16 protein-coding genes are annotated in these 21,723 nt (G+C 34.8%); 12 read left to right on the top strand and 4 right to left on the bottom strand.

Going from position 1 to position 21,723, the window contains the following annotated elements; translation table 11 throughout:
- The first annotated feature begins 87 nt into the window (after window positions 1-87).
- The 3 genes from nagB (at window position 88) to chiA (ending at window position 9,453) form a co-directional block, all read left to right on the top strand.
- Window positions 88-2,028, top strand: a complete 1,941-nt coding sequence (nagB, locus tag ABD859_RS18925; protein ID WP_345146192.1) for a glucosamine-6-phosphate deaminase — start codon at window positions 88-90, stop codon at window positions 2,026-2,028.
- Between the two features lie 153 nt (window positions 2,029-2,181).
- Complete coding sequence (locus ABD859_RS18930; RefSeq protein ID WP_345146193.1) at window positions 2,182-4,248, top strand: beta-N-acetylhexosaminidase; 2,067 nt, start codon at window positions 2,182-2,184, stop codon at window positions 4,246-4,248.
- 468 nt (window positions 4,249-4,716) lie between these two features.
- Window positions 4,717-9,453: a T9SS-translocated chitinase ChiA gene (chiA, locus tag ABD859_RS18935; protein ID WP_345146194.1), complete on the top strand. Its 4,737-nt coding sequence runs from the start codon at window positions 4,717-4,719 to the stop codon at window positions 9,451-9,453.
- Between the two features lie 193 nt (window positions 9,454-9,646).
- Here chiA and ABD859_RS18940 read toward each other — a convergent pair whose 3' ends face one another.
- The gene (locus ABD859_RS18940) at window positions 9,647-9,877 is read right to left on the bottom strand and encodes a hypothetical protein (protein ID WP_345146195.1); all 231 of its coding nucleotides are present in this window, start codon (window positions 9,875-9,877) and stop codon (window positions 9,647-9,649) included.
- Window positions 9,878-10,082: 205 nt separating this feature from the next.
- Here ABD859_RS18940 and ABD859_RS18945 point away from each other — a divergent pair, with 205 nt between their 5' ends.
- Complete coding sequence (locus tag ABD859_RS18945) at window positions 10,083-10,853, top strand: TlpA family protein disulfide reductase (RefSeq protein ID WP_345146197.1); 771 nt, start codon at window positions 10,083-10,085, stop codon at window positions 10,851-10,853.
- Between the two features lie 349 nt (window positions 10,854-11,202).
- Window positions 11,203-12,822 (top strand): ABC-F family ATP-binding cassette domain-containing protein, encoded by a 1,620-nt coding sequence (locus ABD859_RS18950; RefSeq protein ID WP_345146198.1) that lies wholly within the window; start codon window positions 11,203-11,205, stop codon window positions 12,820-12,822.
- Between the two features lie 77 nt (window positions 12,823-12,899).
- Here the strand turns inward: ABD859_RS18950 and ABD859_RS18955 are convergent, their stop codons facing one another.
- Window positions 12,900-13,070: a hypothetical protein gene (locus tag ABD859_RS18955; RefSeq protein WP_345146199.1), complete on the bottom strand. Its 171-nt coding sequence runs from the start codon at window positions 13,068-13,070 to the stop codon at window positions 12,900-12,902.
- A 410-nt stretch (window positions 13,071-13,480) separates the two neighbouring features.
- Here ABD859_RS18955 and pyrR point away from each other — a divergent pair, with 410 nt between their 5' ends.
- The 7 genes from pyrR to ABD859_RS18990 all read left to right on the top strand — a co-directional run bounded on the left by pyrR (window position 13,481) and on the right by ABD859_RS18990 (window position 18,740).
- On the top strand, window positions 13,481-14,020 hold the full coding sequence (pyrR, locus tag ABD859_RS18960; RefSeq protein ID WP_345146200.1) for a bifunctional pyr operon transcriptional regulator/uracil phosphoribosyltransferase PyrR: 540 nt from the start codon (window positions 13,481-13,483) through the stop codon (window positions 14,018-14,020).
- A 32-nt stretch (window positions 14,021-14,052) separates the two neighbouring features.
- Window positions 14,053-14,694 (top strand): DUF6891 domain-containing protein, encoded by a 642-nt coding sequence (locus tag ABD859_RS18965; RefSeq protein WP_345146201.1) that lies wholly within the window; start codon window positions 14,053-14,055, stop codon window positions 14,692-14,694.
- A gap of 79 nt (window positions 14,695-14,773) precedes the next feature.
- Window positions 14,774-15,700, top strand: a complete 927-nt coding sequence (locus ABD859_RS18970; protein WP_012026510.1) for an aspartate carbamoyltransferase catalytic subunit — start codon at window positions 14,774-14,776, stop codon at window positions 15,698-15,700.
- Between the two features lie 288 nt (window positions 15,701-15,988).
- On the top strand, window positions 15,989-16,321 hold the full coding sequence (locus tag ABD859_RS18975; RefSeq protein WP_345146202.1) for a ribonuclease Z: 333 nt from the start codon (window positions 15,989-15,991) through the stop codon (window positions 16,319-16,321).
- Between the two features lie 119 nt (window positions 16,322-16,440).
- Complete coding sequence (locus ABD859_RS18980) at window positions 16,441-17,346, top strand: ribonuclease Z (RefSeq protein WP_345146203.1); 906 nt, start codon at window positions 16,441-16,443, stop codon at window positions 17,344-17,346.
- 76 nt (window positions 17,347-17,422) lie between these two features.
- Entirely contained in the window at window positions 17,423-18,067 is a 645-nt protein-coding gene (pdxH, locus tag ABD859_RS18985; protein ID WP_345146205.1) for a pyridoxamine 5'-phosphate oxidase, read from the top strand.
- A 172-nt stretch (window positions 18,068-18,239) separates the two neighbouring features.
- Complete coding sequence (locus ABD859_RS18990) at window positions 18,240-18,740, top strand: CAP domain-containing protein (protein WP_345146206.1); 501 nt, start codon at window positions 18,240-18,242, stop codon at window positions 18,738-18,740.
- Window positions 18,741-18,858: 118 nt separating this feature from the next.
- On the opposite strand, the gene ABD859_RS18995 is transcribed toward ABD859_RS18990, so the two are convergent.
- Together ABD859_RS18995 and ABD859_RS19000 are read right to left on the bottom strand one after the other, a co-directional pair.
- On the bottom strand, window positions 18,859-20,790 hold the full coding sequence (locus tag ABD859_RS18995) for an OmpA family protein (protein ID WP_345146208.1): 1,932 nt from the start codon (window positions 20,788-20,790) through the stop codon (window positions 18,859-18,861).
- Between the two features lie 11 nt (window positions 20,791-20,801).
- On the bottom strand, window positions 20,802-21,719 hold the full coding sequence (locus ABD859_RS19000; RefSeq protein ID WP_345146210.1) for a PorP/SprF family type IX secretion system membrane protein: 918 nt from the start codon (window positions 21,717-21,719) through the stop codon (window positions 20,802-20,804).
- Window positions 21,720-21,723: the final 4 nt, after the last annotated feature.

Genomic DNA, 21,723 nt, shown 5'->3' on the forward strand with positions numbered 1-21,723 from the left:
AAGTTTGGTTAGAAAATGGTGCAGGCAGTGCAAACTGCCTGTGCCATTTCAAAAACCAAAATTGTATATACCAAAAAAAGAAAAGAAATGAAAAGTGCTTTAGAAATAAAACCTGATATCAGTTATAAGAGCGCCGGTAAATTTGAAGAAACAAGATTTGAAAAAATCCACAACGAAATCTTCAAAAGTTCTGCTGAAGCTTCAGTAATTGTAGCACAGGAAATTGCTCAATTGATTAGATCTAAGCAGGAAAAGAATAAATCTTGTGTATTAGGTCTGGCAACAGGCTCGTCTCCTATAAAAGTATATGAAGAATTAGTAAGAATGCACAAAGAAGAAGGACTGAGCTTTAGCAATGTAATCACTTTCAACCTGGATGAATATTATCCAATGAACAAAGAGAATAATCAGAGCTATCATTATTTCATGCATCAGCATCTTTTTAATCATATTGATATCAAACCTGAAAATGTTAATATTCCTGATGGAACAGTTTCGATTGAAGAACTTAATCAATACTGCATCGACTATGAAATGAATATTAAACAAGCCGGCGGACTTGACTTTCAATTATTAGGAATTGGGCGTACGGGACACGTTGGTTTCAACGAACCGGGATCGCACATTAACTCGGGAACCAGAATCATTACTTTAGATCACATTACAAGAGTTGATGCTTCATCTGACTTTAATGGAATTGACAATGTTCCTAAAAGAGCCATTACAATGGGAGTTTCAACCATCATGAGATCTAAAAGAATTGTACTGATGGCCTGGGGACAAAATAAAGCCGACATTATTAAAAGAACTATTCAGGGCGATATAAGCTCAGAAGTTCCGGCTACATTTCTGCAGAATCATCCCAACGCTACTTTCGTTCTGGATCAGTCTGCAGCATCAGAATTAACACGATTTAAAACACCTTGGCTGGTTGGAGAATGCATTTGGACACAAGAATTAAAAAGTAAAGCTATTGTATGGTTATGCCAGAAAACCAAACAATCTATTTTAAAATTAACAGACCGTGATTACAACAACAACGGAATGTCTGATTTACTGGCACAGGAAGGTTCTGCGTACGATATGAACATCAATATGTTTAATATTTTACAGCACACCATAACAGGATGGCCTGGAGGAAAACCAAATACAGACGATTCACATCGTCCGGAAAGAGCCAATCCTGCAAAAAAACGAGTAATCCTTTTCAGTCCGCATCCAGATGATGACGTGATTTCAATGGGAGGAACTTTTTCAAAACTGATAAAACAAGGCCACGATGTACATGTTGTATATCAAACCTCCGGAAATATTGCCGTAACTGATGATGAGGCATTGAAATTTGCCGAAGTATGCAACGATTTTGTTGGTGCAGATCTTCCAAAAGACATCAACTTTAAATCAGTAATTGAATTTTTGAACAACAAATCAGAAAATCAGATTGATTCACTTGAAGTCCGCAAATTAAAAGGACTTATTAGAAGAAGAGAATCGTATGCAGCAACAAGATACATTGGCTTAAAAGATGAAAACACGCACTTTTTAGACCTTCCGTTTTACGAAACAGGACAGGTAAAAAAGAATCCGCTTGGAGCCGAAGATATTGCCATTGTAAAAGAAATCATTGCCAGAATCAAACCGCATCAGGTATTTGCTGCAGGAGATTTAGCCGATCCGCACGGCACACATGAAGTCTGCCTGAATGCTATTTTCGCTGCAATGAAAGAGCTGAAACCCGAGAAATACATGGACGACTGCTGGTTATGGCTTTACAGAGGAGCTTGGCATGAGTGGGATATTCACGAAATCGACATGGCAGTACCGCTTTCTCCATCAGAAGTATTGTTGAAACGCCACGCTATTTTATATCACCAGTCTCAAAAAGACCGAGTAATGTTCCAGGGTAATGACTCAAGAGAATTTTGGGTTAGGGCAGAAGACCGAAATAAAAATACAGCAGTTCTATACGATGAATTAGGACTGGCAGAATATGAAGCTATTGAAGCTTTTAAACGTTTTGATTATTAAAGTTGTTTTAAAACCGATTCGGGTGAGAGCGAATCAAAATTTCAAAATTCAGTTTGACCTTGCGAGTGTGAGGTAAGCAGAAGTCATTCTGAGTTTTGTTTTTTTTCTAATTTCTAAAGATACTTGATGAGTATCGAACCAAAAAAAAATAAAATGAAATATCTATTTGTACTACTATTAGCGGGCGTAACGGCAAACTCTCAAATTCAAAAAGAGCAGTTAAACCTTATGCCTTGGCCTCAAAATGTTGTTGTAAACGACGGAAATTTTACATTAACTAAAAACTTTAAAGTAAATATTTCCGGAAATCCCAATTCAAGGATTTTTGGAGGCGTAACTCGTTTCTTACGACGATTAGATGGTAGAACAGGTATTTTTTTTGAACAAGGTTACATTACTAAACTTAATGAATTTCCAAATGCTGAATTACAGATTAACTGTACCAAAAGCGGAAAAATAGGTTTGTATGAAGACGAGAGCTACAGCTTAGATGTAAAAGCAAACAAAATTACAATTAATGCAACCAGCGATTTAGGTGCTTTACACGGATTAGAAACTTTATTGCAATTGCTTCAAAATGACAGTAAATCATTTTATTTTCCAGTTTCTCAAATTTCAGATTTTCCAAGATTTACATGGAGAGGTTTAATGCTAGATGCATCAAGACATTTTCAGCCGGTTGATGTGGTTAAAAGAAATTTAGATGCATTAGCAGCAATGAAAATGAATGTTTTTCACTGGCATTTGGTTGATGATCAAGGCTGGAGAATAGAAACTAAAAAACATCCAAAATTAATCGAATTAGCTTCGGATGGATTATATTACACACAAGAGGAAATTAGAAATATCGTAAAATATGCCGATGAGCGCGGTATTTTAATTGTTCCAGAAATAGATGTTCCGGGTCATGGATCTGCAATACTTACGGCTTACCCAGAAATTGGAAGCAAAGTGATCACACTGACTGGTGGAACTTCCGAAAAAAATATTCAAGGTACAGCAATTACTACCTATGGAATTGAAAGAAATGCGGGTATATTTTCGCCAACATTAGATCCTTCAAATCCTAAAACGTATAAAATATTAAATGAACTTTTTGATGAAATATGCCCATTATTTCCCGGAGATTATTTTCACATTGGGGGTGACGAGAATGAAGGGAAAGACTGGGATGCCAATCCAAAAATTCAGGAATTTAAAAAGAAACATAATCTAAAAACAAATCACGAATTACAAACCTATTTTACCATGCAATTGGCGCCGATGTTGAAAAAACACGGAAAACAATTAATGGGTTGGGAAGAAATTTTAACCAAAGATCTTTCAAAAGAAGCAATTGTACATTCTTGGAGAGGACCAAATGAAGGAGTAGTTGCCGGACAGTCATTAGTAGATGCTGTTAAAAAAGGATACAAAACAGTATTGTCAAATGGTTTTTATATTGACTTAATGTATCCAATTGCAAGTCATTATTTAAATGATCCAATGCCAAAAGGTGCCAATTTATCTGCTGAAGAAAAAGCAAGAATTCTGGGAGGTGAAGCTACAATGTGGACAGAACTTGCAACAGAAACAACTTTTGATTCGAGAGTTTGGCCAAGAACCGCAGCAATTGCAGAACGTTTATGGTCTGCAGAAAACATTACAGATGTAGCCAATATGCGCAAACGTCTTGAAACCGTATCATTTAGGCTCGAAGAATTAGGATTAACCCATATTAGAAACAAAGCGGTTATTCTTAGAAATATAGCTAATAATCAGAATATCAAATCTGTTAATGAGTTTTCAAATGTCTGCGAACCATTAAAAGGATATACAAGAAATAAAGGTGGAACAGAATATCAAATGTATTCCCCGTTTACACTTTTTGCTGATGCTTGTACGCCGGATGCTAAAGATTCTCTGGCTTTTGATGAAGCTGTGAGCCAGTATCTTGCCAATAAATCAGCTGATAACAAAGCAAAAGTAGCCGCATTTTTCAATAAATGGATTGCAGTTAATAAAGGATTAGTTGAGCTTAGTGCCAATGCGCCTTTAGTACAGCCTATTTTACCTTTATCTAAAAAGCTAAGTGATGCATCACAAGAACTGCTTCTTGTACTGGATAATAAATCGACTTTAAAAACAGCTGACTTGAAAAATCTAGTAGAGCAGTGTAATACAAAAGATCATGCTGATGTTGAACTGTCAGTATACGAAAGTTTAAAGAAATTAATTTAAGATTTGGTTTGAATTAGTATTTAGTAAGTTTAAGTTACAGTGTTTTAAGAGTGCTGATTATCTCTGCCAAAACTATTTGGCAGAGGTAATTATAGTTAAACTTTCAAATTCCAAGTCAAATTAAAAAGCATTAAAAAAAATAACCATTAAAGGAGTATTAACATTTAAAAAACCAAATAAAAAGAATACAACAAAACATGACAAAAACGAGAGTATAGATCGATGATTAGTCCCAAATTTATCATTTGTATTTAAGATTAATTTTTAAAATTATAAATAAATATCAATCACTGCTATTTGCTAATGATTATGAATGAATCAGAAATAGTAATATTTATCTATAGAATGTAATTTGAGTTTATTTCCAATCGACAGCAGCCTTCCAACCTGCAGTTGAGTGAAACCCGGAAGCTTTTTTAGTTTCTGCGGCCCAAGTATTTATTTTCTATTAACCAATATTTATTAATTATGAAACATTATTACAGATTACTCTTTTTGTTATTGTTTCCCTTACTCGCGTTAGCCCAGCCGGCTCACGGAAAAAAAGTAGTGGGGTATTATGCGCAATGGTCTATCTATGCCCGGGATTTTAACGTTCCGAAGATTGACGGAAGTAAATTGACGCATTTAAATTATTCTTTTTACGGGACAACCTTTGATCCCGCGCATCCTGAAAATACAAAATTGAAATGTTTAGACACTTATGCCGATTTTGAGCACATGGAAGGCGGAATTCCATGGGATGCACCAGTTAAAGGAAACTTTTATGATTTGAAAAAATTAAAAGAAAAGTATCCTCATCTTAAAATTTTAATATCTGTAGGAGGCTGGACAAAAGGCCAGGATCTTTCTCCAATTGCTGCCAGTCCGCTTGCAAGAGCTGCTTTGGCTGCAGATATGGCAAACTTCATTGTAACTTATCCGTTTATTGATGGTTTCGACATCGATTGGGAATATCCTCTTTCTGGTGGAACTGACGGAACGGAAATTGTGAACGGAATGCCTGTGCCTCCGCAAAAATATAGTCCTGATGACAATAAAAATTTGGTGCTTTTATTAAAAGCTATGCGTCAGGCAATGCCAAATAAACTGGTTACAATTGCTGCAGGAAACAATGTTAGAAACGTTTCTAAACAGTATTTAGGACCAAACAACAGAGCACAATATGGTATGAGCGAAGATATTTCTACTTATTGTGACTATATTACTTATTTCGGATATGATTTTGGAGGAAACTGGTACGACAAAACGTGCTACAATGCTCCATTGTATGCAAGCGGAAATCCAAACGATCCATTGTATGGCGCAGCACAATCAGAATCATTGGACGAATTAACAAATCAATACTTGAATGTAATTGGTTTTCCTGCCAATAAATTAATCATGGGATTACCTTTTTACGGGAAAAAATTTGATAATGTTGCAGCAAATTCAACTAACGGATTATTTGTTTCGGCGCCACGATATGTTGTTCCCGGATGTACCAATCCGCAAAATCCAACAGGAACCTGGGATGGTTCTGGTGCTTGTGAAAAATCAGGAAGTATAGAAATCTGTGATTTAGTGGGGAATCCGGTAACAAATTCACACGCTTATCTTGATCCAAATACTATGATGGTAACATCGTCTGCAGCTTCGGCAGGATGGGTTCGCTATTTTGATAACACTACAAAAGTTCCTTACTTATACAATTCGACTACAAAAGAGTTTATTTCTTATGAAGATAAACAGTCGATGGATTTAAAAGTACAGTATATAAAATCAAGAAATTTAGCTGGAGGTATGATTTGGGAATTATCTCAGGATACAAGAGGCTCAATTCCAAATTCATTATTAAATCAAGTTGACACATCTTTCGGAAGTGTTGTTCCGGGAACGGTAAGTATTTCCGGTTCTGCAAAAAATGGATCAGCATTAGTTACAGATGTTACAGTTGAGTTACGCAATGCTTCAAACGCAGTTCTACAAACAGTAGTTTCAGCAACAGGAAACTTTTCGTTCAACAATTTAACTTCAGGACAAAACTATACGCTGACAGCCTTAAAGGCGACTTATACATTTATTCCTGTAACGCTAACAAATGTTACGACAAACCAAACGGCAGTTGTAATCAACGGAAGCCAGCCAACTTACACCATAAGCGGAACTGTTCTTGACGGAACAACGCCAGTTTCAGGTGTAACCGTTACGGCAGTTTCTGGCAGTACAACTTTAACAGCGGTTTCAAATGCAAGCGGTGCTTATAGTGTTGCAGGTTTAACAGCTGGATTAAATTTTACAGTTACAGCTGCAAAATCAGGTTTTTCATATACTCCGGCATCAACGGTTTATAATGCCATTAGCAGCAATAAAACGTTGAATTTTACACAAGGACCAGCTGTTGTTAATTATACAGTTAGCGGAACAGTTCTAAACGGAACAACTCCAGTTTCTGGTGTAACCGTTACAGCATCTTCTACAGCAGGAAATGTTACGGCTGTTACAAATGCAAGTGGAGCTTATTCTCTAAGTTTAGCTTCTGGCGGCAATTATACAGTAACTGCAACTTTAACAGGACAGACATTTACTCCGGCTTCTACAGTTTATTCTAATTTGAATGCCAACAAAACATTGAATTTTTCACAAGATGTTGTTTCAACTTCAAGCAAAATCAGCGGAACAGTTAAAAACGGAACAAATCCGGTTGCTGGTGCAAAAGTAGAATTGGTTTTGCCTTGGACAGACAATACACACAACTGGAAAAGCGTTTTAGCAACCACAGACGCACAAGGGAAATATAGCTTTCCTAACTCAGTGACTGACGGATATACACAAGCTTTAAGTTTAAAATTAAACTCTTGGGAAAATGGAGAAGTAGCCTATTACCCAAATAATCTGGCGAACTTTGCTATTCCTGCAAATCCAACAGTTTATAATTTTAATACAAATTCAACTGCAAAAACGGCTTTAGCTGCAGCTGCAAACTTAATCAGCGGAACAGTTAAAAACGGAACAACTCCGGTTGCTGGTGCAAAAGTAGAAATCGTTTTACCTTGGACAGATAATACACATAACTGGAAAAGTGTTTTAGCAACAACAGATGCATCAGGAAATTACGCCTTTGATGATTCAGTTGTAGCAGGTTATACACAAATTTTAAGTTTGAAATTAAATTCATGGGAAAATGGTGAAGCGACATATTATCCAAATAACTTAGCCAACTTTGCGGTTCCAACTACGCCAACGGTTTATAATTTTAACAGACAAGCGGTGGTTACGACTAAACCAGTAGTTACCATTACAGCGCCAACAGCTTCTGCAATTTCTATAAATTTAGGATCTGCAATTAGTTTTGTTGCAAGCGTTGGATTAAGTGCTGCAGATGCCACTACAATCTCATCAGTTGTATTTAGTTTAGACGGACAAAGTTTGAGTGCTTCAAATTCTTCTGGAACTTATACAGCGAGCTGGACGCCGGCAGCCAATCAATTTTCGGCTAGTCATACGCTAACTGTTACGGCTACAGCTTCAAACGGAACAACAGAATCAAAAACATATAGTTTTACATTAAATTGTTCAGGTTCAAACTGTCCTAATTCATTACCTGTAATTACTTGGAATTCACCATCGAATACTACGATATATCAAAATTCTTTCCAAGTTGTACCAATTTCCGTTACAGCTGTCGATAGTGATGGTACTGTTTCTGGCGTTACAATTACAATTAATGGAGGCACATTTAACATGACAGCAGGTACAAATAATACTTACACGTATAATTTTACACCATCTGCATATCAGGATTATCCAGTTGTAATCAAAGCTACGGATAACAAGTCTGGCGTAACGACATTAAACAATACTATTAAAATTGCTACGGTTGGTACTAATAGATTCATTCCGCTTCCTTCAAAAGTAATTTTAGGATATGCTCATTCTTGGGAAAATGCTGGTGCTCCGTTTTTATATTTTTCTCAAATGGTGGGAAGCAAATTTAATGTAGTTGATTATGCTTTCGTAGAAACAGTTAATCGAGATGGTTACACACCAATATTAACTACAAATGATACCAGATATTTGACTAACGGTGTTTTCAATAAACAATTGTTGAAAAATGATATCAAATCCTTAAGAGACAGCGGTGTTCCTGTTATTGTTTCTATTGGAGGTCAAAACGGTCATGTTGTTTTAGAAAATGTAACGCAAAAAAATATTTTTGTTAACGGTCTAAAAGCAATTATCGACGAGTATCAATTTGATGGTGTTGATATTGATTTTGAAGGTGGATCGATGAATTTTAGCGCAGGAAATTTAAGAGATATTTCGTATGCGGGAATCTCTGCTTATCCAAGATTAAAAAATGTAGTAGATGCTTTCAAAGAATTAAAAGCATACTATGGTCCTGGATTTTTATTAACTGCAGCTCCGGAAACACAATATGTACAAGGAGGGTATTCTACTTATACAGATACATTTGGTTCTTTCCTGCCAATCATTCAAAACTTACGTAATGAATTAGATTTGTTAGCCGTACAATTGTATAATACTGGAGGAGAAAACGGATTAGATGGCCAATATTATGGTACAGCTAAGAAATCAAACATGGTAACAGCTCTGACTGACATGGTAATAAAAGGATATAATATCGCCTCAACAGGAATGCGTTTTGACGGTTTGCCGGCTTCTAAAGTTCTTATTGCATTACCAGCTTGTCCAAGTGCAGCAGGAAGCGGTTATTTGACTCCTACTGAAGGAATTAATGCGATGCATTATTTAAGAACCGGAACTACGTTTTCTGGAAGAACATACACAATGCAGCCAGGCGGACCTTATCCTAATTTGAGAGGTTTAATGACTTGGTCTGTAAACTGGGATGCTTCTTCTTGTGGTAATTCATCTGAATTATCGAAAGCTTATGCAGCGTATTTCGCATCACAGTCGGCAGCAAAAACATTGGCGCTTGACGATATTTCTGCAAAAAGCAACGCTACAATAGCCTATTTTAGAAACAATGCATTATCTGTTACAAACGAAAACGAAGACATTGCACAAGTAGATGTATTCAACGTTTTAGGACAAAATTTAGTAAGTCACAGAAATGTTCAGAACAATAAAGAAGTACTGCTTCAAAACCAAAGTTTCTCATCTAAACAATTGTTTTTGGTAGTTGTAACAGACAAAGCAGGAAATAAAAAATCATTCAAAGTAATGAACTTTTTAAACTAAACAGAATGATTTGAAAACTTAGAAATAAAAAGATGGGACGGTTAAAATTGAGTTTGGTTATTTATTTTTTAACTTTTTTTATTTCGAACAAATGCGGCTTTAGGTAATTTGTTATTTGGTTTTTGCCTAAAGAAGCGCATTATGAACCTGGCAGTTTTTACTGCCAGGTTTTTTTATGTTTTTAAAGTAACGATTAAGCCTCCAAATAAGGATCTAAAATTTCTGCAAGTTTATTGAGCCAATAAAAATTATCATCAATATTCTTTATTTCAGATTCTATGGTTTCGCATCTTCTCATTGTGCATAATGAAAGTACATGATTTACTTCTCGAATTATTTTTGCCATTTCTTTACAATCAATATCATCTGTAAAAAGATTGTTTAATCTAGTTTGAATTTCATTTGAAACACTTTCTGTAGTCATAATCTTATGTTTTTGCAAATTTAAAGAATAATTATTTTAAAATTAGACACAAATTTGTGTCAAAGTATTGAAAATGTTTGTTTTATGCTTTTTTGAGATAAGATTTAAACTAAAAAAACCTTTGCGAACTTTGCGAAAACCTTCGCGTCCTTGCGGTTAAAAAACTTTTACTACTTTTGATATAATATACATTGTTTCAGAATCCATGCAGAAATTTATTAGTTTTATTACACTTCTTTTTATTTTTACAATAAGTACCGCTCAAACAAAATTCGGAAATCCAGAAATTGATCCCATTCAAATTCAAAAAGACTACGTTACTTGGTCGGCATACAATAAAAAGATAATGCTTTCCAGAGATTTTACAGCTTTAGATAATTCATCAAAAGAAATAACAAAAGAAGCTTTTTTAACCGCTTTAACAAACGCAAGTTTAATTCCAATTCGTTTAAAATCTCAGGATTCGGTTTACGTTTATAAATTATTCAAAATACTTCCAAAATCAGATACAAGTATTAAAGCGACTATGAATCAAGAAGCTTTTGACGCTTTAAAAAATTATGAAATGGAAGGAAAACCTTTTCCGCAATTTTCATTTAAAGATTTAGACGGAAACGAAGTTTCAAACGAAACCATGAAAGGAAAAATCATCGTAATTAAATGCTGGTACATTCACTGCGCGGCCTGCATTAAAGAATTTTCAGCCGTAAACGCATTAGTTTCAAAATACAAAGACAGAAAAGATATTGTTTTTGTAAGTCTTGCCGAAGACAATCCGGAACAATTAAAAACCTTTTTAGCCAGAAAACCATTGTCATATTCTGTTATTCCAAACATGAAAGAATACATGAATAATACATTACAGTTAAATGCTTTTCCAACCCATTTTATTCTTAACAAAGAAGGAAAAATTTCCAAGGTTTTAAATAATTACGAAAGCCTTGAAGTCGCTTTGGAGAAAGAAAGTCGTTTTTAAACCATATAAGTTATGTAAGATTTTTAATTTTTTTTTCTCATTTTTTGTCATTTCGACGAAGGAGAAATCTCCGCGAGAAACTCTACAAAGATTTGCGATTTTGCATGTGGAGCTGCTTACGGAGATTTCTCCTTCGTCGAAATGACAAGATTACGTGTTAATAATCTGAATAGAACAAAACTTTGAGTCTTAGCGATTTTGCGAGATTAAAACATTGAGAGCACTTTCTTTAAATAAACTTATATAACTTATATGGTTTAAAAAAGCAGAGAAAACTTAGTCACTTTGTACCTTTGCAACTCTGAACCTTTTTCCGTACTTTTGCACCAAATTAATTAAAAAGACATTCATGTTAACAGTCAATAATTTATCAGTTCAATTTGGTAAAAGAGTTTTATTTGATGAAGTAAATACAACTTTCACTCACGGAAACATTTACGGAGTTATTGGAGCCAATGGTGCTGGAAAATCTACTTTCCTAAAAATCATTTCAGGCGATATGGATCCAACTTCTGGACATATCCATTTAGAGCCGGGAAAACGTATGTCGGTTTTAAACCAGAACCACAACATGTTCGACGAACATACTGTTTTGGAAACCGTTTTAATGGGAAATAAAGTTCTGTATGCTGTTAAAAAAGAAATGGATGAACTTTATTTAGATTATAATGATGCCAATGCAGACCGAATTGGAGAATTGCAAGTGCAGTTTGAAGAAATGAACGGATGGAATGCCGATTCTGATGCAGCATCAATGTTATCGAACTTAGGAATCACAGAAGCAGATCATTATACTTTAATGGCTGATATGGAAGGAAAAATGAAAGTACGTGTGCTTTTGGCGCAGGCACTTTTCGGAAATCCTGATGTATTAATTATGGATGAGCCTACCAACGATTTGGATTTTGAAACAATCGCTTGGTTAGAAAACTTCTTAGCAAACTACGAAAACACTGTAATCGTTGTATCACACGACCGTCACTTTTTAGATGCGGTTTGTACACATATTTCTGATATTGATTTCGGAAAAATCAATCACTATTCAGGAAACTATACTTTCTGGTACGAGTCTAGCCAATTAGCGGCAAAACAACGTGCACAGCAAAACAAAAAAGCAGAAGAGAAGAAACAAGAATTGGAAGAATTTATTCGTCGTTTTAGTGCAAACGTGGCGAAATCGAAACAAGCAACTTCTCGTAAAAAAATGATTTCGAAATTAAATATTGCCGAAATCAAACCTTCAAGCCGTCGTTATCCTGCGATTATCTTCGATCAGGATCGTGAAGCTGGAGATCAAATCTTAAATGTTCAAAACCTGGCGGCTTCTGTAGACGGCGAAGTTTTATTTAAAGATGTAGATTTGAATATGGCAAAAGGCGATAAAATCGTTCTTTTCTCAAAAGATTCACGTGCTACAACAGCATTCTACGAAATCTTAAACGGAGAACAAAAAGCAGATTCTGGAACTTTCGACTGGGGAATTACAACAAACCAAGCGTATCTTCCGGCTGAAAACCACAAATATTTCGAAAATGATTTGTCTTTAGTAGACTGGTTACGTCAGTACGCTAAAACTGAAGAAGAGCGTGATGAGGTTTTCATTAGAGGATTCTTAGGAAAAATGATTTTCTCTGGAGAAGAAGCTTTAAAAACATCCAGAGTTTTATCTGGAGGAGAAAAAGTACGTTGTATGTTATCAAGAATGATGATGGAGCGTGCTAACGTTTTAATGCTTGATGAGCCGACAAACCACTTAGATTTGGAGTCTATTACAGCTTTTAACAACTCATTGAAAAACTTTAAAGGTTCTGTAATCTTCACAACGCATGACCACGAGTTTGCGCAGACTGTTGGTAACAGAATCGTAGAATTGACACCAAACGGAGTAATCGACCGTTACATGACATTTGACGAATATCTTGATGATGAAAAGATTCAGGAACAGAGAAAGAAGATGTATAATCTTTAATCAGTAAGATTTACAAAATTCCAAATAAAAAAAATCCCAAATTCCAATGAATAGAATTTGGGATTTTTTTATGTTTTTTATTTTCTAAAAATCCTGGCAAAAATCCAGATGATAATCGCAATAATAAAAATTACGATAAAAATCCCGAATCCCATTCCGGCTTTAAAAATGTCTCCTATAACTTCACAGCTTGTAAATGAAAACAGTATAACAAATACCATTAACAATCTTAGTATTTTATTTTGCATGATTTTGAGTTTTTAAATTCATTATTAAAATTACTACCAGAATCAGGAAAATGTGTTATAGAATTTTTGAGAAATGTTTTAGGATTTGGAGTTACATTTCGAAGAAAATAAGAGCCATCGGCTCGGCCAAATATTGTAGGGCCGGATTTTAATCCGGTTTGTAATAACGAGTAGAGGTTTTAAGAGCCGTAGGGTCGATACATTTTAAGCGTTTATAATATGTATCGTTCCTATGGAACTAGACGGAATGCTGATTAATTTCTCAACGGATTGAAATCCGTTGCTATAAAATGTTTCATTCCTACGGAATTTATACAGTTAGTGTAGATGTAAAAAATATTTCTATTCTAATAATTCAAACAAATAAAATCAGATTCCGTATATTTGCCCAACTAAATATATCAGTTATTATGAGCCAAAAAGTATTACTTAATTCAAAAGAAGTTACTATCATACTCCATCGTTTGGCTTGTCAGTTAATTGAGAAACACTTAGATTTTTCGGATACTATTTTAGTGGGAATTCAGCCTCGTGGTGTTTTTTTAGCTGAACGTTTAAAACAAATCTTAGAAAACGAATACAAGGTTCCTGAAATTTCTTTGGGATATCTGGATATCACTTTTTTTAGAGATGATTTCCGTCGTACAGACAAACCGCTTGAAGCCAATAAAACACAAATCAATTTTATAGTCGAAGACAAAAAAGTCATTTTTATAGATGATGTATTGTTTACAGGACGAAGCATTCGTTCGGCTTTAACGGCGATTCAGTCTTTCGGGAGACCTTCAGAAATTGAATTGTTAGTTTTAATCGACAGACGTTTCAGCCGTCATTTGCCAATTCAGCCGGATTATCGCGGTCGTCAGGTAGATGCTATTAATGGCGAAAAAGTAATCGTGAGCTGGAAAGAAAATGACGGAGAAGACGTAGTTCATTTAGTTACCAATTAATATAGTAATCATTAAAAATTGAAAATATAGTCATGACAGAGAACGAAGAGTTTATTTATGAATCAATTTTTAATCAGGTAAGAATGGGATTTCTTTCTATTGATGATATTAAAGAAAATATCATGGAAGAAATTGAAGACAACGAATTTGAAGATGAAATTTCAGAAGCCTGGGCTTTTGAAAAAATCGACGAAGAATACCAAAAGTTACTTCAAGAAAGTAAACAATGGAAAAGCCCGACTGATACTGAAAAGCTTATAAAAGCGTTTGATGAATTATGTGATCAAAATATTATCGCACTTCACAACGCCGGATACACCACAAGTGATGGTGAATATGAAGTAGTTGAGGTTGAAAGAGAACTTCGTGAAAATGAAGTTGAATCAGACGGTTACTGTTTTTATCATGAACAGGATTTAGCAAGAGCAATCGATCCAGAAAATCCGAGTTTGTACATCGCTTTCCAGAAAGTAGATAATTCAGATGAAGAAACTACGATTGGAGTGGGTAATAAAGTTGCAGAAGTGCTGAAAAATAATGGTTTTGAACTCAACTGGGATGGTTCTGCAAAAAGAAAAATCGAAATTCCGGGTTTCAAATGGCAGCAGATTTTTGATGAAGAAGGAAGAGATTTGCAGGATTACGGCGAAGTTATAGACAGAATGATCCAATAAGGACATCTGTTTTAAAGAAGTATGGAATGAAGAAAATTTCATCATTCAGAATTAAACAAATAATAGTAAAGAAACACCAATGAAAGAATTAAGCGTAGATCATTTATTAGGAATAAAATATATCAACGAAAATGATATTAACCTGATTTTTGAAACGGCAGATCATTTTAAAGAAGTCATTAACCGACCTATTAAAAAAGTTCCTTCATTACGAGATATTACCATTGCCAATATTTTTTTCGAAAACAGTACAAGGACCAAACTCTCTTTCGAATTAGCGCAGAAACGTTTATCTGCTGATGTAATCAGTTTTTCTGCAGCTCAGTCATCGGTTAAAAAAGGAGAGACCTTGATTGATACAGTAAATAATATCCTTTCCATGAAAGTTGACATGGTTGTAATGCGCCACTCCAATCCCGGAGCGGCTTATTTTTTATCTAAAAATGTCAAAGCGAGTATCGTAAATGCCGGAGACGGAGCGCACGAACACCCAACACAGGCTTTGTTAGACAGTTATTCTATTAGAGAAAAACTAGGCGATGTAGCCGGAAAAAAAGTAGTAATCGTAGGTGATATTCTGCATTCGAGAGTTGCTTTATCAAACATATATGCTTTGCAGATGCAGGGCGCTGAGGTAAAGGTCTGCGGGCCAAAAACCTTGATTCCGAGATATATTGAATCTCTTGGAGTTACGGTTGAACCAAATCTTCGTAAAGCCTTGGAATGGTGTGATGTTGCCAATATGCTTCGTGTGCAGAACGAACGTATGGATGTCAATTTCTTCCCGTCAACACGCGAATATGCACAGCAATACGGAGTTGATAAACCACTTTTGGATTCGCTTAATAAAGAAATCGTAATCATGCACCCGGGACCAATTAACAGAGGAGTTGAGATTACTTCTGAAGTTGCGGATTCTGATCATTCTGTAATTCTAAATCAGGTTGAAAACGGTGTAGCAATTAGAATGGCGGTTATTTATCTTTTGGCTTCTAAGATTCAGTAAAGTTTTAGTGTTCAGTGTTCAGATTTTTAGTGTTCAGTTATTGGTTGTCTCACTGACCTGAATGAATTCGAAAGACTTTTTTTAACGAGAACATAATTTGACAACAAGAGCTTCGACTCTAATCAGCCTGAAAACTTGGAAGAATTAAGGAAAAGACTTAATACTGAAACCTGACCAGTGATCAATAAAAGAATCTGATTACTAAAAATCTGAACACTGAACACTAAAAAAATCTTCGTACCTTAGCTCTCGAAAATCAATTTTTATATTAGCCCCATAAATTAAAAAATGAAAGTAGATCAAAAAGGACATACCGTTACTATTAAAGACACACAAGGAGATGTAAATGCTTTCTTAGAAAAAGTAACGCAGCAGTTTAAAACCTTTGAAAAACAAAATATTATCATCGATTTATCAGCAGATGCTTCGGTTACAGAAAAAGATTTAAAAGCTTTTTTACCGCTTTCTAAGCTTCAGAAAAAAGCAAAAAAATCGTTTGTAATTGTCGCTTCTGATCTTGATTTTAATGCCATTTCAGATAAATTAGCCGTTGTACCTTCGCTTTTAGAAGCTCACGATATTATCGAAATGGAAGAAATTGAAAGAGACCTCGGATTCTAATTTTATCCCGAAGTCTCGGGACAGATTTTAGATTTTAGATTTTTTTGAATACTAAATCTAAAATGGTAGTTAATCTAAAATCTTTCCCGAGACTTCGGGATAAAATCTAAAATCAGTAAATGAAATTAACAATACTTGGCTGTTATGCAGCGACTCCCAGAACACTTACAAACCCGACTTCGCAGGTTTTAGAAATTAAAAACCGATTATTTTTAATTGACTGCGGCGAAGGAACTCAGGTACAGCTTCGAAAGAACAAAATTAAATTCTCAAAAATCAACCATATTTTTATTTCTCATCTTCATGGTGATCATTTGTATGGTTTAATAGGAACTATTTCGACTTTTTCTCTTTTAGGAAGAACAACAGATTTACATATTTATGGTCCAAAAGGAATAAAAGAACTGATTCTGCTTCAATTAAAGTTAACAGAATCATGGACAACTTATTCTTTGTTTTTTCATGAATTACAATCAAAAGAAAGTGAAATTATTTTTGAAGATAAACGTGTTATTGTAAAAACAATTCCGCTTAAACATCGTGTGTACACAAACGGTTATCTTTTTCAGGAAAAACCGGATGAAAGAAAATTAGATGTTGAAGCTGTTCAAAAATATGATATACACGTTGCCTATTATCAGAAAATAAAAAACGGAAGTGATATAACTCTGGATAACGGAACTGTAATTGAAAATGAAAAACTGACTTTCGATCCGCCGCCGGCAAAAAGTTATGCTTTTTGTTCTGACACGGTTTACCATGAAGCTGTAATTCCAATTATACAGAATGCTGATATTTTGTATCACGAATCAACTTTTTTAAATTCTGAAGCTCCTTTGGCTCAAAAAACACTGCATTCTACTGCAAAAGAAGCTGCAACAATTGCTTTAAAAGCGAATGTAAAACAGTTAATTTTAGGTCATTATTCAACACGATACGATGGTTTAGAGCGTTTTAAAGAAGAAGCTGAACAAGTTTTTCCAAATGTGCTTTTAGCAGATGACGGAGTTTCGTTTGAGTTTTAAAGATGCTACGTTTCTAAGGAGCTGAGGTTCTAAGTTTTTGAAGAAATCTAAAATCAACAATCTAAAATTTAAAATCATGAATGATTTAAGCAATTATAGAAAATCATACGAAAAAAGTGAATTACTGGAAAGTAATATTCCGGAGGATCCTATTAATCTTTTTAACCGATGGTTTCATGAAGTGGAAGATTTTGGCGGAAGCGGTGAGGTAAATGCCATGACGGTTTCGACTATTGGATTGGATGGTTTTCCAAAATCGCGTGTTGTGCTTTTAAAGAAATTCTCAGAAGAAGGTTTTATATTCTACACCAATTATAATTCTGAAAAAGGAAAAGCAATTGAAGCGAATCCAAATGTATGTTTGTCATTTTTTTGGCAGGAAATGGAGCGTCAGGTTATTATAAAAGGAATTGCCCAAAAAACATCTGAACTTATTTCTGATAATTATTTTGATTCAAGACCAGACGGCAGTAAACTGGGTGCTGTAGTTTCACATCAAAGTGAAGTTATTCCTTCCAGAACTTTTTTAGAGGAAAATTTAAAAAAACTGGAAGCTGAATTTGAAGGGAAAGCCATTCCAAGACCTGAAAATTGGGGTGGTTATTTAGTAACACCTTTACAGGTAGAATTTTGGCAGGGAAGACCCAACCGACTGCATGATAGAATTCGTTATACAAGTCAATCTGATTTTTCATGGACAATTGAGCGTCTTTCTTCTTGATTTGTAAGAAAAATATAGTATAATAAAAAATATTAGTGCATTTCATCGATTATTTTTGTAGTTTACCGATAAATTGAATACGTTTGACGTAAGAAATTTAGAGCAATTTGTCACATAATAAATTTAAAGCATTTGCCCCAACATTTACTTTATAACTTAACTACTACTGATTATGAAAAAGATTATGTGCGCTATGGTGTTCATTGTGATGTCAATCACAATGAACTCATGCTCTGCCGACGGCGCCGAGGGCAATGAAAATACTACAACTCCAGAAGCTGTAGTTACTACTTATAATTACAATTCATCTGAATTGGAAACGATGCAGTTAATAAACGAATACAGAGTTAGTATTGGTTTAAATGCGTTGGAAAAAAATAATCACATTTCTTCTAAATGCGAAGAGCATAATAAATATATGATTGACAATAATGTTGTAAATCATAACGATTTTACAGCTCGTTCTAACAATATCATGACTGTTCTTGGAGCTAAAAAAATAGGAGAGAACGTGGCTTACAACTACAAAACTTCTGCAGCTGCATTAAAAGCCTGGCTTGAAAGCTCCGGACATAAAGAAAATATTGAAGGTGACTACACTCACTTTGGATTATCTGTTTCGACAGATGCTTCCGGAAGAAAATACTACACGAATATTTTCGTAAAATTATAAAAGAGAAACGTTTGAACTGGTTGGTTAGTTGTCGTTGTGATTCCTGATTTGCAACGACCGTTTTTTTAATAAAAGCTGTCTGAAAAGACAGCTTTTATTTATTTTAGTCTGTTTTTAATTATAATCCAGTAATGATAAATTCGCTTCTTCTGTTCATTTGATGTTCTTCTTCAGTACAGTTTACGCCATCAGAACATTGGTTTACTAATTCAGTTTCACCATAGCCTTTTCCGGTTAAACGGTTTTTAGCGACTCCGTTTTTGATAAGCCACTTTATGGTCGATTTTGCTCTTCGGTCAGATAAGGCTTCGTTGTATTGGTGAGAAGCCCTGCTGTCTGTATGTGAACGAATGTCGAGTTTCATTGTTGGATATTGATTTAATACATCGAGTATTTTTTCTAAATCCAAAGCAGCTTCGGTACGAATGTTTGATTTGTCGAGATCAAAATAAATCATTTTAATACCAAAACATTTTCCAAGATCATCTCCAATAGCAACTTTACATACAGATTTGTCTAATGCAATAGGAAGATTGGTTTTTCCGTTTGTTCTCGCAATCGTTATATCAACTTCTTTTGTAGCATAGTCTGGTTTTTCGGCTCTAACGCTGTACGTTTTGCCGCACTCTACTGCGAAACTGTATTCTCCGGATGTACTGGAAACGGTTGAGTTTTTAATTTTATGATTTTCATATAAAGTAACTTTTGTTCCCGGAAGCACAATCTTGCTTTCAGAATCTGTGATTACGCCATATAATTCCTGAAGACATTTTAATCTTTTGGTTTCGAGAAATTGGTAAATATCATCAGAACCTTGCCCGCCGTCTTTGTTAGAACTAAAATAACCTTGTCTGGTATCCGAATTAATGATATAAGCAAAGTCATCTTTAGGAGAATTAATATCATTTCCTAAATTTTGAATATCGCTTATTGTGCCGTTGTCTTCAATTTGTCCCACAAAAACATCTAAACCTCCAAGTCCGGGATGACCATCTGAAGCAAAATAGATTTCGTTTTCACTTGTTACATACGGAAAGGTTTCTTTTCCTTCGGTATTAATAGAAGATCCGAGATTTTGCGGTGTCCCAAAACTGCCATCGGGATTTATGCTGACTTTAAAAATATCCGACTGTCCCATTGTTCCCGGCATATCTGATGCAAAATACAATGTTTTTTCATCTGGGCTTAAAGCAGGATGTGCTGTACTGTAATTATCGCTTGAAAAAGAAACAGCTTTAACATTAGCCCATTTTCCATTTTCTAAATGTGCCTGGTAAATTTTTACTAAAGTAATTTTGTTGTCATCTTTTCCTTTTTTGCCGTCTATATAGTTATTTCGAGTAAAATAAACGGTAGTTCCATCTTTTGTAAAAACCGGAGTGGCTTCATGAAACTTGCTGTTTAAAGCAGTTTTGAACTTGCTGGTTTTTAGAACCGTACCACTTTGCTGGTCTAGATTGGCGCTGTAAATATTAGTATAATATTCTCCTGTCCATTTATGTTTTCTCTGCGAAAAGTTTCCAGTATCTCTGGCAGAAGCAAAATAGATAGTATTGTTGTAAATAAAGCTTCCATAATCTGAATATTTAGAGTTAATTCCTGCATCTTCAATTTTATAACGTCCGGAGTTTGCTTTAATTTCGGTAAGATAATCAGCATCTTCTCTGTAAAGTTTCCCTCTGGAATCATTCTTGTATTTGGCATTAAATTCATTCATTATTTTATTTGCCTTATCTGTCTGTCCAGTTGATTTTAAAGACTGTGCATATCTGTAATAATATTCGGCTTCGGGAGATGTATTAATGGTAAATAATTCTCCGTACCACTTAGCAGCGCCTTCAAACTCTGAATTGAAATAATAAGAATTTCCAAGTTTTTTAAACAAATCTTCGGATTTATATCCCTTATTGGCAACCCTTTCATACGTTTTTATAGCGTCGATATACGCATAACCGTCATATTTTTTATCACCCGAATTCAGCTTTGCCTGCTGCGGATAGCTATAAAAAACATTTAGAATTATTAAGCAAAGAAGTCTATAATTTTTCATAATACTTATTTTTAAAAGAAACGAGGAGTTGTCATTTTACCATTGTTTTTAAAGAATTCATAACGCAGGAATATTTCATGCGATCCTGAATTGTAATTATTTAGGTTTGTGGTTTCTCGGTCGTAACCATAACCTATATAAAGTCCGTCGGTGATTTGAAATCCAGCCATGGCACTTAAAGAAGCGCTCCATCTGTAAGCAACACCCAAAACAAGTTTATCAATAAACATAAAATTGGCAGAAACATCAACCTGAAGAGGAGCTCCTTCGACCATTTTGGTTAAAACAGCCGGTTTAAACTTGATGTATTGTAATTTATCAAGATCAAAAACATAACCTGCCATTAAGTAATAATTGATTTTGTCTTTGTAAATGGCTATATCATTATCACTATATCTATTGGTTTCTATAAAATTGGGTACAGATAAACCAATGTATGCTTTGTCTGAATGCCAATAAACTCCGGCTCCTACGTTTGGAGTAAATTTGTTGCTTAAATCCTGAAACTGCGGATCGCCTTGTTCTGCCGGATTTAGTTTGTTGACATCAAGATTGAATATATTGGCAGTTCCTTTAATACCAAATGATAGTTTAAAATCAGCAGAAGTCTGAACGGTATACGAAATATCGGCTGAAATATTATTTTCATTTGTAGGTCCGATTTTATCATTTACAAGCGAAAGACCAACTCCTAAATTGCTGTTGTTTATTGGAGTATTGATAGAAAAAGTGCTTGTTTCAGGCGCTCCGTCCAGTCCAACCCATTGGGTACGATATAGTCCAAAAACACTTAAAGCCCCGCGTGATCCTGCATAAGCCGGATTTATATTAATTGTATTGTACATATATTGCGTATACTGTGCATCTTGCTGTGCATAACCCGCAATGGTTACAAACATAATGACGAAAAAAAATAATTTTGTTCTCATAATA

Origin of the sequence: Flavobacterium ginsengiterrae (assembly GCF_039539785.1) — a bacterium.
In the GTDB taxonomy this organism is placed as follows: domain Bacteria; phylum Bacteroidota; class Bacteroidia; order Flavobacteriales; family Flavobacteriaceae; genus Flavobacterium; species Flavobacterium ginsengiterrae.

What these genes read in the sequence shown, in the direction of transcription:
- nagB (WP_345146192.1), top strand. Translation starts at nt 88, where the DNA reads ATGAAAAGTGCTTTAGAAATAAAACCTGATATCAGTTATAAGAGCGCC.
- ABD859_RS18930 (WP_345146193.1), top strand. Translation starts at nt 2,182, where the DNA reads ATGAAATATCTATTTGTACTACTATTAGCGGGCGTAACGGCAAACTCT.
- chiA (WP_345146194.1), top strand. Translation starts at nt 4,717, where the DNA reads ATGAAACATTATTACAGATTACTCTTTTTGTTATTGTTTCCCTTACTC.
- ABD859_RS18940 (WP_345146195.1), bottom strand. Translation starts at nt 9,877, where the DNA reads ATGACTACAGAAAGTGTTTCAAATGAAATTCAAACTAGATTAAACAAT.
- ABD859_RS18945 (WP_345146197.1), top strand. Translation starts at nt 10,083, where the DNA reads ATGCAGAAATTTATTAGTTTTATTACACTTCTTTTTATTTTTACAATA.
- ABD859_RS18950 (WP_345146198.1), top strand. Translation starts at nt 11,203, where the DNA reads ATGTTAACAGTCAATAATTTATCAGTTCAATTTGGTAAAAGAGTTTTA.
- ABD859_RS18955 (WP_345146199.1), bottom strand. Translation starts at nt 13,070, where the DNA reads ATGCAAAATAAAATACTAAGATTGTTAATGGTATTTGTTATACTGTTT.
- pyrR (WP_345146200.1), top strand. Translation starts at nt 13,481, where the DNA reads ATGAGCCAAAAAGTATTACTTAATTCAAAAGAAGTTACTATCATACTC.
- ABD859_RS18965 (WP_345146201.1), top strand. Translation starts at nt 14,053, where the DNA reads ATGACAGAGAACGAAGAGTTTATTTATGAATCAATTTTTAATCAGGTA.
- ABD859_RS18970 (WP_012026510.1), top strand. Translation starts at nt 14,774, where the DNA reads ATGAAAGAATTAAGCGTAGATCATTTATTAGGAATAAAATATATCAAC.
- ABD859_RS18975 (WP_345146202.1), top strand. Translation starts at nt 15,989, where the DNA reads ATGAAAGTAGATCAAAAAGGACATACCGTTACTATTAAAGACACACAA.
- ABD859_RS18980 (WP_345146203.1), top strand. Translation starts at nt 16,441, where the DNA reads ATGAAATTAACAATACTTGGCTGTTATGCAGCGACTCCCAGAACACTT.
- pdxH (WP_345146205.1), top strand. Translation starts at nt 17,423, where the DNA reads ATGAATGATTTAAGCAATTATAGAAAATCATACGAAAAAAGTGAATTA.
- ABD859_RS18990 (WP_345146206.1), top strand. Translation starts at nt 18,240, where the DNA reads ATGAAAAAGATTATGTGCGCTATGGTGTTCATTGTGATGTCAATCACA.
- ABD859_RS18995 (WP_345146208.1), bottom strand. Translation starts at nt 20,790, where the DNA reads ATGAAAAATTATAGACTTCTTTGCTTAATAATTCTAAATGTTTTTTAT.
- ABD859_RS19000 (WP_345146210.1), bottom strand. Translation starts at nt 21,719, where the DNA reads ATGAGAACAAAATTATTTTTTTTCGTCATTATGTTTGTAACCATTGCG.